The sequence below is a fragment of the Loktanella salsilacus genome, from assembly GCF_024206795.1.
Taxonomy (GTDB): Bacteria; Pseudomonadota; Alphaproteobacteria; order Rhodobacterales; family Rhodobacteraceae; genus Loktanella; species Loktanella salsilacus.
Window position 1 is genome coordinate 3,136,705 of the sequence record NZ_CP072994.1, and the last position, 15,813, is coordinate 3,152,517.

The 15,813-nt window shown below is 58.6% G+C and carries 16 protein-coding genes and 1 pseudogene; 9 read left to right on the forward strand and 8 right to left on the reverse strand.

The window, feature by feature from the left end:
- Nucleotides 1-132: 132 nt before the first annotated feature.
- Together KBW81_RS15165 and KBW81_RS15170 are read left to right on the forward strand one after the other, a co-directional pair.
- On the forward strand, nt 133-786 hold the full coding sequence (locus tag KBW81_RS15165) for a YggS family pyridoxal phosphate-dependent enzyme (RefSeq protein ID WP_254247749.1): 654 nt from the start codon (nt 133-135) through the stop codon (nt 784-786).
- 8 nt (nt 787-794) lie between these two features.
- Nucleotides 795-1,442, forward strand: coding sequence for a pseudouridine synthase (locus KBW81_RS15170; RefSeq protein WP_254247750.1), 648 nt, complete (start codon nt 795-797; stop codon nt 1,440-1,442).
- 86 nt (nt 1,443-1,528) lie between these two features.
- Here KBW81_RS15170 and KBW81_RS15175 read toward each other — a convergent pair whose 3' ends face one another.
- Nucleotides 1,529-2,968, reverse strand: coding sequence for an aldehyde dehydrogenase family protein (locus KBW81_RS15175; RefSeq protein ID WP_254247751.1), 1,440 nt, complete (start codon nt 2,966-2,968; stop codon nt 1,529-1,531).
- A 118-nt stretch (nt 2,969-3,086) separates the two neighbouring features.
- Here KBW81_RS15175 and KBW81_RS15180 point away from each other — a divergent pair, with 118 nt between their 5' ends.
- On the forward strand, nt 3,087-3,737 hold the full coding sequence (locus KBW81_RS15180; RefSeq protein ID WP_090186095.1) for a peroxiredoxin: 651 nt from the start codon (nt 3,087-3,089) through the stop codon (nt 3,735-3,737).
- 34 nt (nt 3,738-3,771) lie between these two features.
- Here KBW81_RS15180 and KBW81_RS15185 read toward each other — a convergent pair whose 3' ends face one another.
- From KBW81_RS15185 to pncA, 3 genes are all read right to left on the reverse strand, one after another.
- On the reverse strand, nt 3,772-4,305 hold the full coding sequence (locus KBW81_RS15185) for a L,D-transpeptidase (protein ID WP_254247752.1): 534 nt from the start codon (nt 4,303-4,305) through the stop codon (nt 3,772-3,774).
- A gap of 62 nt (nt 4,306-4,367) precedes the next feature.
- Nucleotides 4,368-4,943 (reverse strand): L,D-transpeptidase, encoded by a 576-nt coding sequence (locus tag KBW81_RS15190; RefSeq protein WP_254247753.1) that lies wholly within the window; start codon nt 4,941-4,943, stop codon nt 4,368-4,370.
- A gap of 150 nt (nt 4,944-5,093) precedes the next feature.
- Nucleotides 5,094-5,690, reverse strand: coding sequence for a bifunctional nicotinamidase/pyrazinamidase (pncA, locus tag KBW81_RS15195; protein ID WP_254249079.1), 597 nt, complete (start codon nt 5,688-5,690; stop codon nt 5,094-5,096).
- A 134-nt stretch (nt 5,691-5,824) separates the two neighbouring features.
- On the opposite strand from pncA, the gene KBW81_RS15200 reads away from it, so the two are divergent.
- The 5 genes from KBW81_RS15200 (at nt 5,825) to pncB (ending at nt 10,946) form a co-directional block, all read left to right on the forward strand.
- Nucleotides 5,825-7,051, forward strand: coding sequence for an Hsp70 family protein (locus KBW81_RS15200; RefSeq protein ID WP_254247754.1), 1,227 nt, complete (start codon nt 5,825-5,827; stop codon nt 7,049-7,051).
- 31 nt (nt 7,052-7,082) lie between these two features.
- Complete coding sequence (trhO, locus tag KBW81_RS15205) at nt 7,083-7,988, forward strand: oxygen-dependent tRNA uridine(34) hydroxylase TrhO (protein ID WP_090186087.1); 906 nt, start codon at nt 7,083-7,085, stop codon at nt 7,986-7,988.
- Complete coding sequence (locus KBW81_RS15210) at nt 7,985-9,031, forward strand: AbrB family transcriptional regulator (protein ID WP_254247755.1); 1,047 nt, start codon at nt 7,985-7,987, stop codon at nt 9,029-9,031. The genes trhO and KBW81_RS15210 overlap by 4 nt, the downstream gene beginning before the upstream one ends.
- Before the next feature lie 103 nt (nt 9,032-9,134).
- Nucleotides 9,135-9,587 (forward strand): tellurite resistance TerB family protein, encoded by a 453-nt coding sequence (locus tag KBW81_RS15215; RefSeq protein WP_090186085.1) that lies wholly within the window; start codon nt 9,135-9,137, stop codon nt 9,585-9,587.
- Nucleotides 9,588-9,653: 66 nt separating this feature from the next.
- Nucleotides 9,654-10,946 carry a nicotinate phosphoribosyltransferase gene (pncB, locus tag KBW81_RS15220; RefSeq protein ID WP_254247756.1) on the forward strand — a complete coding sequence of 431 codons (1,293 nt, stop codon included), beginning with the start codon at nt 9,654-9,656 and terminating at the stop codon, nt 10,944-10,946.
- Nucleotides 10,947-11,397: 451 nt separating this feature from the next.
- Here the strand turns inward: pncB and KBW81_RS15225 are convergent.
- Nucleotides 11,398-12,536, reverse strand: a pseudogene (locus tag KBW81_RS15225) (IS3 family transposase).
- A gap of 216 nt (nt 12,537-12,752) precedes the next feature.
- On the opposite strand from KBW81_RS15225, the gene KBW81_RS15230 reads away from it, so the two are divergent.
- Entirely contained in the window at nt 12,753-13,409 is a 657-nt protein-coding gene (locus KBW81_RS15230; RefSeq protein ID WP_254247757.1) for a hypothetical protein, read from the forward strand.
- A gap of 9 nt (nt 13,410-13,418) precedes the next feature.
- Here KBW81_RS15230 and arfB read toward each other — a convergent pair whose 3' ends face one another.
- From arfB to KBW81_RS15245, 3 genes are all read right to left on the reverse strand, one after another.
- Nucleotides 13,419-13,847 (reverse strand): alternative ribosome rescue aminoacyl-tRNA hydrolase ArfB, encoded by a 429-nt coding sequence (gene arfB / locus KBW81_RS15235; protein WP_090186600.1) that lies wholly within the window; start codon nt 13,845-13,847, stop codon nt 13,419-13,421.
- A 379-nt stretch (nt 13,848-14,226) separates the two neighbouring features.
- Nucleotides 14,227-14,853 carry a queuosine precursor transporter gene (locus KBW81_RS15240; RefSeq protein ID WP_254247758.1) on the reverse strand — a complete coding sequence of 209 codons (627 nt, stop codon included), beginning with the start codon at nt 14,851-14,853 and terminating at the stop codon, nt 14,227-14,229.
- 87 nt (nt 14,854-14,940) lie between these two features.
- Nucleotides 14,941-15,813 carry an esterase-like activity of phytase family protein gene (locus KBW81_RS15245; RefSeq protein ID WP_254247759.1) on the reverse strand — a complete coding sequence of 291 codons (873 nt, stop codon included), beginning with the start codon at nt 15,811-15,813 and terminating at the stop codon, nt 14,941-14,943.

Here is a 15,813-nt window from a genome sequence, read left to right on the forward strand (position 1 = left end):
GGCAAGCCCCAGTCGCAGGAAAATGATGCAACAGGGACACACACGATTTCGGCAACAAGTTGTCATGACTTCGGATGATTTTCGCCTTATGCCCCAACAGACAAGCGATCTGAAGGACTTGGGGAAACGGCAATGACACTTGATACGATCAGAGCCCGCACGGCGCAGGCTGCACAATCTGCCGGACGCGATCCCGGCGACGTGACGCTTATTGCGGTGTCAAAAGTACAACCTTTGGACCGAATCCACTCTGTCTTGACCCAAGGGCAACGAATCTTTGGAGAGAACAAGGTTCAAGAGGCGCAAGGTAAGTGGCCGGAATTTCGCGCAACGTTTGGCGAGGTCGATTTGCATTTGATCGGGCCATTGCAAACGAACAAGACGCGCAGCGCGATGGAACTGTTCAATGCGATCCACACTGTAGATCGGCCCAAACTGGTCAACACTCTGATCCGGCTCACGCAAGAGATGGGGACCTGCCCAAAGCTGTTCATCCAGATCAATACCGGCGCAGAGCCGCAAAAGGCAGGCGTCTTACCGCAAGATGCCGATGCCCTGATCCGCACCGCGCAGGACGGCGACCTACCGGTGATGGGTCTGATGTGCATCCCGCCTGCCGATCTGGACCCAGCCCCGCACTTTGACATGCTGCGCGAGATTGCTGTCCGCAACGGACTGCTGGGCTTATCGATGGGGATGAGCGGCGATTTTGAGACGGCCATTGCCCATGGGGCGACACATATCCGCGTTGGCTCTGCCATTTTCGGCGATCGGACCCCGGTATGACTATTGTCATGAGTGATAACTATAACCCACCAATGGACCCGCTCGTGGTCTTGCACGACGACCATCAGGTCATTTTGGTCGACAAACCCGCAGGCCTGCTGTCGGTGCCGGGCAAAGGCGAGCATCTGGCGGACTGTCTCATCACGCGGGTGCAGGCTGTTTTCCCAACGGCGCTGCTGGTGCACAGGCTGGACCGCGACACGTCCGGCGTCATGATCTTTGCCCTGACGCCGCACGCCCAGCGCCATTTGGGTCTGCAGTTCGAAAAGCGGTATACTAAGAAGACTTACATCGCGCGGGTCTGGGGCAAGGTTGAAGAGGCCAAAGGCACCATTGATCTGCCGCTGATCGTTGATTGGCCTAATCGTCCGTTACAAATGGTCGATCATGAAAACGGCCGCGCGGCGGTGACGGACTGGCGCAGGTTGAAGCGGTCAGAAACGGAAACCCGTATGCGCCTGATGCCGCAAACTGGCAGATCACATCAGTTGCGCGTTCACATGCTGGCCTTGGGACACCCCATCTTGGGCGATCCATTCTATGCGACAGGCCCAGCGCGCGATTTTCCCCGCATGATGCTGCATTCCGAATTGCTGCAATTCAGACACCCCGACGGCGGTGCACCGACCAAAATCACCTGCAAAGCCCCATTCTAATACGGGGCGGTTGGTGACACTTCGGTTTTTGACTGAGAGTGAGTTGGGGTAAAACTCTTCATCCGAAAAGTTTTACCCCGCTTGGTTTAGTCGTTCGACCAGCCGCTGATGGCTTTGCTTTCAAGGAACTCTTCGATCCCCCAAACGCCGCCTTCACGGGCGCGGCCGGACATCTTCATCCCGCCGAAAGGGCTGCCTGCCCCGCGGCTTTGGCCGTTCATCTCGACCATGCCGGACTTCAGCGCCAGCGCCATACGGTTGCGCTTTGCGCCGTCTTGCGTCTGGACATAGTTCGTCAGGCCGTAGGGCGTATCATTGGCGATGCGAACGGCGTCAGCTTCATCCTCGAACGGAATGATCGACAGCACAGGGCCAAAGATTTCCTGCTGCGCGATCGCCATGTCGTTGCTGACGTCAGCAAAGACCGTGGGCCGCACGTAATAACCACGGTTCACGCCCTCTGGCAGACCAAGCCCGCCAGCAACAAGGCGCGCGCCCTCGTTGATGCCCGTTTCGATCATCTTTTGGATCTGCGTCCACTGGCTTTTGTTGACCACCGGACCGATGTGCCGCCCCTCTTGCGTTGTGGGGCCAACTGCAATGGCAGAGGCAACTTCTGCCGCCTCGGTGACGACACGGTCGTAGACAGAGCGTTCCACAAGCATCCGCGTCGGCGCGTTGCAGGACTGGCCAGTGTTCTGCATGCAGTTCAGCACACCGCGCTTGACCGCCTTTTCGTCAGCATCGGCAAAGATCACGTTGGCACCTTTGCCGCCCAATTCCAGCGTAACACGCTTGAGCGTATCAGCGGCGGTCTTGGAAATGGCAATGCCAGCGCGGGTCGAACCGGTGAAGGAAATCATCGCCACATCGGGGTGCGCCGAGAGTTGAGAGCCGACACCAAGCCCGTCGCCATTCACAAGGTTGAACACGCCAGCTGGCACGCCGGCGTCATGGACAAATTCAGCGAACAGCAGGGACGATAGCGGTGCCTCTTCGCTGGGTTTCATCACGATTGTGCAGCCTGCCAGCAGTGCTGGAATGACCTTCAGCGTGACTTGGTTCATTGGCCAATTCCACGGCGTGATCAGGCCCACCACACCAATCGGCTCTAGCGCGATTCGGTCATTGGGCGCGTGATCGCCAAGCGGTTTGATCCATTCGATCTGATCAACGGCGGTCAGAAAGTTCTCTAGGTGCCACGGCAGACACGGCGCTTGGCTTTCGCGGGCCAGCTTGATCGGCGCGCCCATTTCGGCGCGGATCGCCTCGGCCATCTCGTCTTCGCGCTTGCGGTACTGGTCCAAAATCCCGGCGCAATAGCCCGCGCGTTCCTGCGGTGTGAGCGCCGCCCATGCGGGAAACGCAGCCTTAGCGGCGGCGACGGCTGCGTCGGTATCTGCCTGACCGCCTAGGGAAATCACTGCGACCGCCTCTTCCGTGGCTGGGTCGATGACTTGGCAGTCACGGGGCTGCGAAGGGGCGACCCACGTGCCATTGATATAAAAGTCGCGTTTCTCGATCATGATACGGTCCTTGTGCGTAATTTCCGGCAGAGTGACAGCGCCGCAGGTCTTGCACAAGCAGTGGCATCACCCCGCCGAATGACTATGTAAGTGCTATCCAATCAAAAGGAGCATCCCAATGGCACTGCGCATCAACGACGAAGTTCCCAACCTGACGATCTTGACCGATCAGGGAGAGATCAAGCTACACGACTGGATCGGCGATTCTTGGGCGATCATCTTTTCGCACCCCAAGGATTTCACCCCCGTCTGCACCACTGAATTCGGTGCAGTGGCCCAATTGGCCGACGAATGGGACAAGCGTGGCACCAAGGTGCTGGGTGTGTCCGTTGACGGCGTCGAAGAGCACAAGAAGTGGAAGGTCGATATTGAGACAGCTGGCGGTGCTAAGCCCGGCTTTCCGATTGCGGCGGACCAGGATCTTGCGATCTCCAAAGCCTTCGACATGCTGCCAGCAGAGGCGTATTTGCCCGATGGCCGCACGCCCAATGACACCGCCACCGTACGCGCAGTGTTCATCATCGGCCCGGACAAAAAGCTAAAGCTGTCGATGGTTTATCCAATGAACGTCGGCCGCAACTTTGCAGAGGTGCTGCGCGCACTGGACGGTCTTCAGACCGCAGCAGGGCGCGGTGTGGCAACACCCGCGAACTGGAACGTCGGCGATGATGTCGTCATCCCGACGTCAGTGTCCGATGCGGATGCCAAAGAAAAGTTCGGCGATTTCAAAACCGTCCTGCCTTATCTGCGGATGACGAAACTGAAATAAGCCATTGGTCGGGGCGGCGCGTCTGCCCCGACCTTTACGCTGCGCGCACGACCGTCCCCACAGACACCCGCGCATATAGATCGAGCATGTCCGCATTTGCCAACCGGATGCAGCCTGACGAAAATGCCTGCCCGATACGGTCAGGCTGCTGCGTGCCGTGAATGCGGTACAGCGTGTCGCGTCCGCCCCGATGCAAATACAGCGCCGCGGCCCCAAGGGGATTGCTAGGGTGTCCGCCCGGCAGGCCGCTGGCAAAGGGGCCATAAACCGCAGGTTCCATCCGGATCATGTTACGGGTCGGCACCCACGACGGCTTGACCGCTTTACGCGCAATGACCGCCTTGCCGGTAAATTGTCGGCCTGCCGCACCGACGGACACGCCATAACGCAGGGCCTGTTGCCCCCCAAGGGTCAGATACAGAAACCGGCTGCGCGTATCGACGTGGATCTGACCGGCAGACATCGGCTGCGCCATCGTAATCAGATGCCGCTGCCAGACGTTTGATGCGATTGCTGGGCTGGCAAGCAACGCTGCACCCGCCCCAGCCAAAAACTGTCTTCGCTTCATGCCCCAACCTTCCATCATGGATTCGGGGACAATTTGCGCCAATCAGGTTAATGGCTCGTTGTTTAGAACAGGAAAACCTCTGTGCCGATTGGGACCAAGTCATACAGCTCTGACACATATTCATTCGTCAGCCGCACGCAGCCAGACGAAAAGGCGGTGCCAATCGTCTCTGGCTGGGGGGTACCATGGATGCGGTAGTAGGTGTCGACGTTGCCATCATACAAATACAGCGCCCGCGCTCCCAATGCGTTCTGCGGATGCCCGCCGGGCAGGCCTTTGCGATAGGGGCCGTAAATCTCCGGCTCTAGCCGCACCATTTCCGGTGTCGGCACCCAGCTGGGCCATTCGCGCTTGCGCTTGATCTTCAGAACCCCGGTATAGTTGCGCCCGTCAGCACCCAGCGCGATCCCATAGCGCCGCGCGCGGCCGTTTCCGAGCGTCCAATACAAGAAGAAATCTTTTTTGATGACGTGAATCTGTCCAGCGGGCAGGTCGGGACTAACGTCGACCTCTTGCGGCAAAAACTGCTCTGCCCGGTTTGTGGGTCTGCCAAAGATACGGGCAAGCGGGTTGGCGCTGACAGTGGTTCCTGCAACGCAAATAGCGGCGCTGGCCGCGAAAGTACGACGGTTCATCATCTGATTTGCCTGACTGCTGCTGCCCGATTTTTCGAGCCATTACCTGATTGTTACCAAACCGAGTCGATTCGGTCCCTCCACGTTTTGCAGCACTGGCGATTCAACGTGGCAGTGGCACCTGCGCGCCACAGGTGCCACACGGACGCATGACTATGCTGTCAGCGTCACACCCGCAGCCTTCATCCCGTCCAAGGCAGCGTCCAGCGATCCACCCACATCAATACCCCGAGAAAGCAGCGTGCGAACGGTCACGTCAAACCCTAGCTTTGCAGCATCAACCGCCGAATAATTTACGCAAAAATCAAGCGCGAGGCCGACCATGGTCAGCGTTGTAATACCGCGTGTGCGCAAATACCCCTCTAGCCCCGTTGGGGTGGTGTGGTCGTTTTCAAAAAACGCCGAATAGCTGTCGATCGCGGGGTTATACCCTTTGCGGATGATCAGATCGCCGTCCGTGCGCAGACCTTGATGAAACGCAGCGCCGGGCGTGCCTTGGATACAGTGGTCGGGCCAAAGCACCTGCGGCCCATACGGCATATCGACGACCTGCATCGGCGCAGCACCGGGATGACTGCTGGCAAAGGAAGAATGCCCGGCTGGGTGCCAATCCTGCGTCAGGATCACGGTTTGAAAGTCCGCCATCAACGCATTGATTCCGTCAACGATGTCATCGCCGCCCGTGACGGCCAGTGCGCCGCCGGGGCAGAAGTCGTTCTGCATGTCGATTACGATCAAAGCATGTGTCAGGGGCTGCATAATGGTGCCTTTCAAACGGGTCCCCAATGGGTAAAACCCCGCCTGTCCTTGGTCAATCGCTCAGACGGTTGATGCCGCCAGCGCTTTGGTCTAGCAGCGGCGTTTCGCATATAGAGGAAGCAGTCATGGCCACGCTTGGGATCGACTTTGGCACATCGAACACCGCCGCCGCCGTCATGGCAGGGGATAATGTGTTCCGCATTCCGGTCGAGCCGGGCCGGGAAACGCTGCCAACCTCGCTGTTCTTTGACATGGACCGCAAGCGCACGCTGATCGGCAGCGCCGCGAATATGGCCTTGATCGAAGGGCGCGAGGGGCGCTTTATGCGCGCCCTAAAGTCCGTTCTGGGCACGCCGTTGATGCGCGAACAGCGGCAGATCGGCTATGAAAAGATGACATTGCTGGACGCTGTCGCGCGCTTTGTGTCGACCGTGCGCACCCGCGCCTATGATGCGACGCGGCTGGATTTCGACACCGTGCTGTCGGGCCGCCCCGTACATTTCCACCCAGACCCTGCCCGCCACGCGCAGGCGCAGATTGATCTGGCCGAAGCCTATCAGATTGCCGGCTTCAAAACCGTCAAATTCCTGCCAGAGCCAGAGGCCGCAGCCTTGACCGCCGGGCCGCTGGGCGATGGCCAGCTTGGCCTGATTGTCGATATTGGCGGCGGCACATCAGACTTTACGCTGTATCGTCAAAGCGCTGGGCAGATTGACGTGCTCAACAGCCACGGCGTGCGGATTGGCGGCACCGACTTTGACCGTCTGCTGTCATTGGCGCATGTGATGCCTTTGCTGGGACGCGGCGGTGATGTGCGCAATGCATTCGGCAACGGTACGACGACGGCGCCAAATGCGATATTTAACGACCTTGCGACTTGGGAAAAGATTGCGTTCCTTTATACCGCAGAAACGCGGCGCCTTGTGGCGGATTTGGTCAAGATGGGCGTCGATCAGACCGCCTTTGGCCGCCTAGAAGAGGTCATCGCGATGGAGCTTGGCCACGACGTCGCCTTTGCTGTTGAGGCGGGCAAGATCACAGCGAATGACCATCCTCAGGGCGTCATTGACCTGAAAGCGCTGGAAAAGGGGCTATCGGTCCCACTGTCTGCGGATCAGTTGGGCGACACGCTGTCCGACCTGACCACCGCGATTAAAGAGGCCGCATGGGAAACGCTGGGCGATACCGCCCCGCGTGATGTCGCAGCTGTCGTCTTTGTCGGCGGGTCCAGTCTGATGGGGACGGTGACGCAGGCGATGACTGATTTGTTCCCGCAGGCGCAGCAAATGCGGGCGCAGGCGTTCACGGCGGTGTCAGACGGTTTGGCCATGGCAGCCGCGCGCCTGACTTGAAGCCAGCGCGCGGCAGGCGTATGGCAAAGCCATGTTTACTGTCGCAGCGCTCTATCATTTCGCCCGCTTCCCGGACCCCGCATCCCTGCGGCAGCCTTTGCTTGATCTGTGCCAACAGCACGGCATCAGCGGCACGCTGCTGCTGGCGGGCGAAGGCGTCAACGGCACCATCGCCGGATCGCGCACCGGCATTGACGCCGTGCTTGCCCATCTGCGCGCCCTGCCCGGTTGCGCAGGTCTGGTCCACAAGGAAAGCACAGCAAGCGAGCAGCCCTTTAACCGGATGAAGGTGCGCCTGAAGCGCGAGATCGTGACGATGGGCCAGCCTGACGTCGATCCGCTGCAAGGCACGGGACACTACGTCGCGCCCGCCGACTGGAACGCGCTGATTACCGCGCCCGATGTCGCCGTGATCGATACCCGCAACGACTATGAGGTCGCGATTGGCACCTTTGACGGTGCCGTTGATCCGCAGACCAAAAGCTTTGGCGAATTTCCCGCCTGGTGGGAGGCGAACAAAGACCGTTTTCACAATAAGCGGATCGCGATGTTCTGCACCGGCGGCATCCGTTGCGAGAAGTCTACGAACTACTTGCGCGGTCAGGGCGTGGAAGAGGTGTATCACCTGCAGGGCGGCATCCTGAAATACCTTGAAGAAGTCCCGCAGGATGACAGCACATGGCAGGGCGAATGCTTTGTCTTTGATGGGCGCGTCAGCGTTGGGCATGGCCTGACCGAAGGCCCGCATATCCTGTGCCACGCCTGCCGGCGCCCCTTGCTGCCCGAGGATCGCAATCATCCGCAGTATGAAGACGGCGTCGCCTGTCACCACTGCGCCGATCAAACGTCTGACGATGACAAGAACCGCTTTCGCGAACGCCAACGCCAGATCGTTCTGGCAAAGGCGCGGGGCGAACGGCACATCGGCAGCCTGTGAAAGCACTCCGCCGAAATCAGGACACCGGCCTTGCGTTAACGATTGGTGTGCTGTCGGGGCTGATCGGGTATTTTATCGGCATGCCGCTGCCCTGGATGCTGGGGCCGATGATCGGCACTACGATCGCCGCAATGGCGCGCCTGCACGTGCGCGGCCCAGGCAAACTGCGCCCCTTTGTCATTCCAATCATCGGCGTCCTGCTTGGCTCTGGCATCACGGCAGAGCTCTTCGGCCAGCTTAGCAGCTGGGCCGCGACGCTGATCTTGCTGCCGCTGTTCCTATGCGCGGCCGCGGGGGTGTCGTATGTCGTCTACCGCAAGCTAGGTGGCTATGACCCGGTGACGGCCTTTTACGCCGCCATGCCCGGCGGTTTGAATGAGATGTTGCTACTAGGCGCTGCCGCTGGCGGCAACGAAAAAAAGATCGCGCTGGCCCATGCCGCCCGCGTCTTTTTGGTGGTCGTGCTGGTTGTCGCCTATTTTGGTATCTTTCTGGGCGTCCGGTCTGGTGCGGGTGGACGCGGGTTCGTTCCGCTTTCGGCGCTGTCTGCCCTTGATTATGTGATCCTTGCAGGGTGCGCCGCGCTCGGATCCATCGGTGGGAAATGGCTTAACTTGCCCGCCGCCCCCGTCTTTGGTCCGATGATCCTGTCGGGCATCGTCCATGTCGCAGGCATGGTTCATACCGCGCCCCCCTCTGTCATCATTATCGCAGCACAGATCGTTATCGGCACAATTATCGGGGCGCGATTTGTCGGATCGACCGTCAGGGAAATCCTGCGCGATCTTGGTATCGCGGCCGTTGCCACCGCTGGCATGCTCGCCATCGCCGTGCTGTTCGCAGAAGGCATCGCGCACTTTATGGGCATGCCGCTATCGCAAGCCTTTCTTGCCTATTCCCCCGGTGGCCTGACAGAGATGTCGCTGCTGTCGCTCACGCTGGGACAGGACTTCGCCTATGTCTCTGTCACCCATATCATTCGCATCACGCTAATCATTGCCATCGCCCCCACAGTGTTTCGCTGGCTGCTGCGCCGCGACTGACCCTGTTGCGCCAATGACGCGCTGCGGCACAGGTCTTCACGATACCTTTGCGCAACTGCACCAGCGGCGCTACCTAGCGGCAGAATGAATTGCGGGGCCTGCCATGCTTGAACGTCTGTTGTCACTGTTTCACGCCGACAAAACGACCACCACCTTGCCAGAGGTCGACGCCCGCCACGCCTTGGGTGCCCTTCTGGTGCGCGCAGCCAAAGTCGACCGCGCCTATCTGTTCGAAGAGGTCGAGGAAATCGACCACGTCCTGTCGCATATGTATGCGCTGAACCCGGTCGAGGCCGCCAAGATGCGCGCGCGCTGCGAAAAGCTAGAAGTCGCAATGCCCGACACCGACACGCTGGCCCGCGTGCTGCATGACGCCATTCCCATGCTGGAACGCGAAACCGCCGTGCAATCGTTGTGGTCCGTCGTGCTGGCCGACGGAATGGAGCGGCCAGAGGAAGACGACCTGCTGCACCGGATCGAAGCGACGCTCGGCGTTTCCCCCGAACGCGCGCTGGAACTGCACGACGCGGCCGTGGCGCAGGCGCAGCACCTGTAAACCTGCACAGCCCTTGCCAGTCGCGCCCAGCCTTGGTCTAACCGCGTGAAACGCCCGGAGGACCCCATGGTCGACATCGCTACCCGTGTCTGGAACCACAAATGGAAGATCGATCCGATCGTCCGGTCCCTGATCGACACCGACTTTTACAAACTGCTGATGTGCCAATCGGTGTTTCGCAACAAACGGGATGTGCAGGTCAAGTTTTCCCTGATCAACCGCACGAAAACCATCCGCCTTGCCGATCTGGTGGACGAGGCAGAGCTGCGCGAGCAGCTCGATCACGTCCGGTCCCTGTCCCTGACGCGCGGCGAGTCCACGTGGATGCGCGGCAACACCTTTTACGGCAAACGCCAGATGTTCACGCCAGACTTTATGGACTGGTTCGAAAACCTGCGCCTGCCGCCCTACCACTTGGAAAAGCGTGACGGCCAATACGAGCTGACGTTTGAAGGCTCTTGGCCCGAGGTAATGCTGTGGGAAATCCCGGCGCTGGCGATCTTGATGGAACTGCGCTCTCGGGATGTGCTGCGGGATATGGGGCGGTTTGAACTGCAGGTGCTCTATGCCCGCGCCATGACGAAAGTCTGGGAAAAGGTCGAACTGCTGCGCGGCGTCGAAGGGCTGCGGATCGCCGACTTTGGCACGCGGCGCAGGCACAGCTTTCTGTGGCAGGACTGGTGCGTGCAAGCGCTGCAAGAAGGGCTGGGCGACGCCTTTACCGGTACATCCAACTGCTTGATCGCCAAGAACCGCGATATGGAAGCCATCGGCACCAACGCCCACGAATTGCCCATGGTCTATGCCGCGCTGGCGGACGGCGACGATGCCCTGCGCCAGTCGCCCTATGACGTGCTGGCCGACTGGCAGGCCGAACACGACGGCAACCTGCGCATCATTTTGCCCGACACCTTTGGCACGCCGGGCTTCCTTGACCGCGCGCCCGACTGGCTGGCCGGCTGGACCGGTATCCGCATCGACAGCGGCGACCCCGCGACTGGCGCGGAAGAGGCGATCGCCTGGTGGACGTCCCGCGGCGAAGACCCGCGGGCCAAGCTGATCATCTTTTCCGACGGGTTGAACGTCGAGAAAATCCTAGAACTGCACGCCCAATTTCAGGGCCGCGTCCGCGTCAGCTTTGGCTGGGGCACGATGCTGACTAATGATTTTATCGGGTTGGTGCCCGACGACGCGCTGGCCCCGTTTTCGCTGGTCTGCAAAGCAGTCGAGGCTGACGGACGGGCCACCGTCAAGCTGTCCGACAACCCGAACAAAGCGATGGGACCAGCGGAAGAGATCGCCCGGTACAAGCGCGTGTTCGGGGTAGGGACGCAGGAGCGGGTTGTGGTTGTGGTTTGACGAAAAGTATAGCCGATTATTTTCCACAAGATGGCGAAATCAGGGACCTCTACTGCGACGCATGCGGAGGGTATTTAGACTTACGCTTCGAGGAATTTGATGAAAAAGTTTCTGATGTGAGAATTCGGATCGGAAACCTCCCGGTCCTTAAGTGTGACCTCTGCAATCTTAGATTTATTCCAGATCGATGTAAGGCAAAAATTATTGAATGCCACAAAAAATGCTTCCAAAATAATGAAAGCTCAATAGAGATCTCAAAATCTATTGATCGCCGCCGATTTGGTTTCACGAAAATTCCATTCCCATATAGTGCGGATGAATATTTCTTCACTCCCGGCCTCGTGCGGCCTTGGGAAACTGGCTTCCTAACGCCCATCTAATTCAATAGACAGAGGTGGTTCGGTTTGTCTGAACAGTTTCTGGGCGTTTCTTAAGTGGTTTTCCGCCTTGGTTACGCCGCTACCGCATCTGGCAGTTGCTGATTGAAGTAGGCCTGATCGGGCGTTTTGCCGTCAAGCGATGAGTGAGGTCGTCGGGTGTTGTAGAAGCCGAGATAGCGCCCGATGGAAGCGCGGGCTTCCGGGACGCTGTCGTAGGCGTGCAGATATACCTCTTCGTATTTGATGGTCCGCCACAGGCGCTCGACGAAGACGTTGTCGCGCCACGCCCCTTTGCCATCCATGCTGATCTTGATCTCCCGGCTCGCCAGAACTTTGATAAATTCGGTTGAGGTAAATTGGCTGCCCTGATCCGTGTTAAATATCTCGGGCTTGCCGTATCGGGCCAGCGCCTCCTCTACGGCCTCAATGCAGAAGTCTGCCTCCAGCGTGATCGACACACGCCAGGACAGCACGCGGCGGGTGAACCAGTCCAGAACGGCAGCCAGATAGATGAAGCCCCGCGCCATGGGTATCTATGTGATGTCCATCGCCCAGACTTGGTTCGGCCGGGTCACAGGCAGGTTCCTAAGCAGGTAGGGGTAGATCTTGTGCCCCGGTGCCGGCTTGGAGGTGTTCGGTTTGCGATACAGTGCCTCGATCCCCATGCGCTTCATCAGCGTGCCGACGTGCAACCGGCCCACTTTGAACCCCTCCTGCACCAGCAGACCTTGCAGCATTCGGCTGCCCACGAAGGGGAACTCCATGTGCAACTTGTCGATCCGGTGCATCAGTTTCAGATTAGGAACTGACACCGGGCGCGGCTGGTAATAGACACTGCCCCGGCTGATCCCTAGCACGATAGCCTGCCGGCTGACGCTGAGCTTTGCTGAAGGATCGATCATCTTTTTACGCGCGGCAGCAGGCCCGCCTTGCCGAGCGCGCCGGACAAAAAATCATTCTCCAGCGCTAGCTCTCCGATCTTGGCATGCAGCGTCTTCACGTCGATCACCGGCACCAGATCAGCCTTCGAGGCATCGCCGAATACCCCGGTCGCGCCTTCCAGCAATTGGTCACGCCACTGCTTGATTTGGTTTGGATGGACGTCAAAGTCCTGCGCCAGCTCGATCAGAGTTCGTTCACCCTTGATAGCGGCTACAGCTACTTTGGCCTTGAAGGCCGGACTGTGATTCCGGCGCGGTCGTCTTGTCATGGTCATCTCCTCGCTTGCAGCATCATGCTGCTGTTGCGCGGAAAATCCACTTATCCCTACTGTTCAGTTTTCCCGAGCCACCTCTGACGGGTTCTGTCCCGTTACGACCGAGAGGATGAATATTTCCTCAAATTATATTCCCGGACCTATGGAAGCATCCGAGACCGGGGAAATTTTGAAGCCTGTTTTGGCATTGATAAACATGGAACAGTTTTCATGTGGTTAGGTGACGTAGCAAAATTCCCAGATTCGGAGCAATATTATTTAATGTCTGAAAGTCGCCCGCCCGAATTTTCAGTCGGATCGGAGTTTTTTGATGGACAGATTTCTTGCAAAATTTCAGATCAGTCGATCGAAGACGATCTCCTTCACTCAAGAACTTTAGCAATTGATTCCTTTATCAAAAAATATCAGATTAGTATCGCCCATCTTGATGAAGAAGTTTTAGACTTAGCTATACATTTCTTTGGGCCGTCGACAAATTCTTTTGTCGAATGGGAGTGCACATCAAACACACTGAATAGAATTCATGTAGAATCACTATCGAACCCGAACCTTGGAAAAATCCAACAGTCTATGGGCATACCGTCCGCTCAGGGCGGACCTATGCGACAGCTGTCGGCTATTATCGCTAATCTTTCGAACCAAGACACTGCAAATTCTATCATGCTCCCTTTCTTCACAATATATGATTTACGAATAGCGTTCCAACACCTAACGAGCGCAGATAAAAAGGGTGAGCTTCTGAATAGCGTTCTTACGCGGCTAAATCTATCAAACGATGCAAGCATCAAAAATATATATGACAGTACAGTGAGGTTGATGAACAAATCATACAAAGAGATTTCGGGCATCGTGGAAGCAGCCACCTAAACTACAAACCTACTCCTCCCCCACATCACCCCTCAGCGCCTTCACCTCGCCCCTGACCTTCTTCGCCTTCAACCGGCGCTTCACTGATCCATAGGTCGGCTTTGTCGCCACGCGGCGTTTGGGCCGCTCGGTCGCTTTGACGATCAACTCGGCCAGCCGCTCTCTCGCAAGGTCGCGGTTGCGGGCTTGGGAACGGGTGTCTTGCACAAAGATCACCAGCGCGCCGTCCAGCGTCCAGCGGCGGCCTGCCAGCCGCTTTAGCCGTGCCTTGACCGGGTCGGGGATCGACGGAGAGCGCTCCGCCTCGAACCGCAGTTCAACGGCGGTAGATACCTTGTTCACGTTCTGCCCGCCGGGGCCGGACGCGCGGGTGAACTGCTCTGTCAGCTCCCACCCTTGCAGGGTGATCGTGTCGGTGATGCGTAAATCTTCTGCCATGGGGATGATGTAACGGGTTTGCCGGGTTTTGCCAGTGGCGCGCGCCCCCATGCCCGCTGCGGGGTCACATTTGGCTACGCCAAACGTTTACCCCCACCCGTCACTTGCGATGCAATTGACGTAAAAAAGGGCTACCCCGGCGATGGGATAGCCCTTTCCTGAATATCGGAGGTGGGTCGGTTAGGGACCGCAAGCGGCCACCCACCTGAAGGGTAACAGACCTAAGGGCTGCCTTAGATCAGAACCCCCCAAGCTGTCCCGACACACTTCTCCAGAACTTCATGATGCACTGGATCACCTCCTTTCAATATGTTTCGCCTAAGTCCAAATTTGGCACACATATCGTGTATGTCAAATTAAAATGTACCAAGGATCGCGGTTAAGGGCGCGGCTGTGTGACGCGCCCAACAATCAGGCGGAACGGAACAAGGGCGATCAGGGCGACCAAAATCTTGACCGACCAGTCGGCAACAGCCAGCGACACCCACAGCGGCACAAGCGGCCCTGCGTTCAGGAATGGCACCGCATCCTGCGCCCAGATGATCTGATCCGCAGCGCCCGCGCTAAAGCTGTTGAAGGTGGCCGCAAAGGCGATCGAGAAGAAGATCACCGTGTCCACGACGGACGACACCAGCGTCGATCCCAGCGGGGCCAACCACCATACGCCCATGCGCAAGCGGTTGAACACGGCGATATCCAGCAGCTGCGCGACGCCAAAGGCGGTCGCCGAAGCGATGGCGACGCGGACGGGCACGGCAGGGCCGAACTCTAGCTGGATCTGGCTGCCGATCAGAGAGCAGACGATGCCGGCGACAAGGCCCACCAGCACGACGCGGCGGGCGGCAGAGACGCCATAGATGCGGTTCATCAGGTCGGTGACCAGAAACGCCAGCGGATAGGTGAACGCGCCCCAAGTCAGCAGGCCGTCGAGTATCAGGAATTGAACAAGGATGTTGGAGGCCACAACAATGGCGGCCATGGCGAGTACGCCGGGTAGAATACGCATGAGATTTGATCCGTTTTGGCAAGGGTGCGGCACTTGGCCCCCGAACCATTCAGGGACGGCGTGGCTTAGCTGGCCTTGCCCTGCACGTCAATCAGCGACGCGGTACTCTACGACTTCGGTCGTTTGAAAGAACTTGAAGTTATCATCCGCGATCAGCGTCATCCGGATCGCACCGCCTTGATCACGCCAGACCGAGATACCTTCGAGGTTATCATGAGCCCCAGTCCGCGTTTCCAGCAAGGTTTCAGCCCCCCCGCCGGTCATGTCAAACCGCCTGACCCGACTGCGAAAGCCGATGCCGGTAAAGTCACGCTCTAGCAGATAAAACAGGCCGTCGGGGCCGATATCTGCACCGACAGGCAGGAACGGCCCCTCGCGCGTAATCTTAAAGGCAGTGGCCCAGGTGCCGTCTTTATAGCGATAGACTGGGTAAGGTTGCATCGCGCTGCCCGACCGCTCTGGCAGGGTATAAATCGCGCCCTCTGCGTCAATCGCCAACGCTTCAAGCGCGGCATTGGGCTGCATCGCGTCAAAGGCAGGCATGCGCGGTATTCGGATGGCAGGGCCGGTCACCTCGGTATAGGCCGCGACACGGGCCAACCCCTCGAAAGAGATATAGACCGTGCCATCAGCGCCCAGCGCCAGCCCTTCGGAATCGCCCGTGTGGTGATCGGTTGGGCTGCCGTCAGAGATATGCAGCGGCGTGATAAGTTCAGGGGTGAGGGCGGTGATCACCCCGCCTTTGCGCGTGACCGACCCCTCCCACAAGGTGCTACGGTCACTAAGCGCGATGAAGCGCGATCCGTCATCGCTGATTTCGATTCCGGACATACCGCCGAAAGCGGGGTCATCGTTCAGCCAGATGAACCGACCAACTTGCGTGACACCGCTGGCCATCGTCTGGCCAAACGCCTGACTGCACCCTGCAAGCAGGGCAATCAAAAGCAGCAAGCGGCGCAT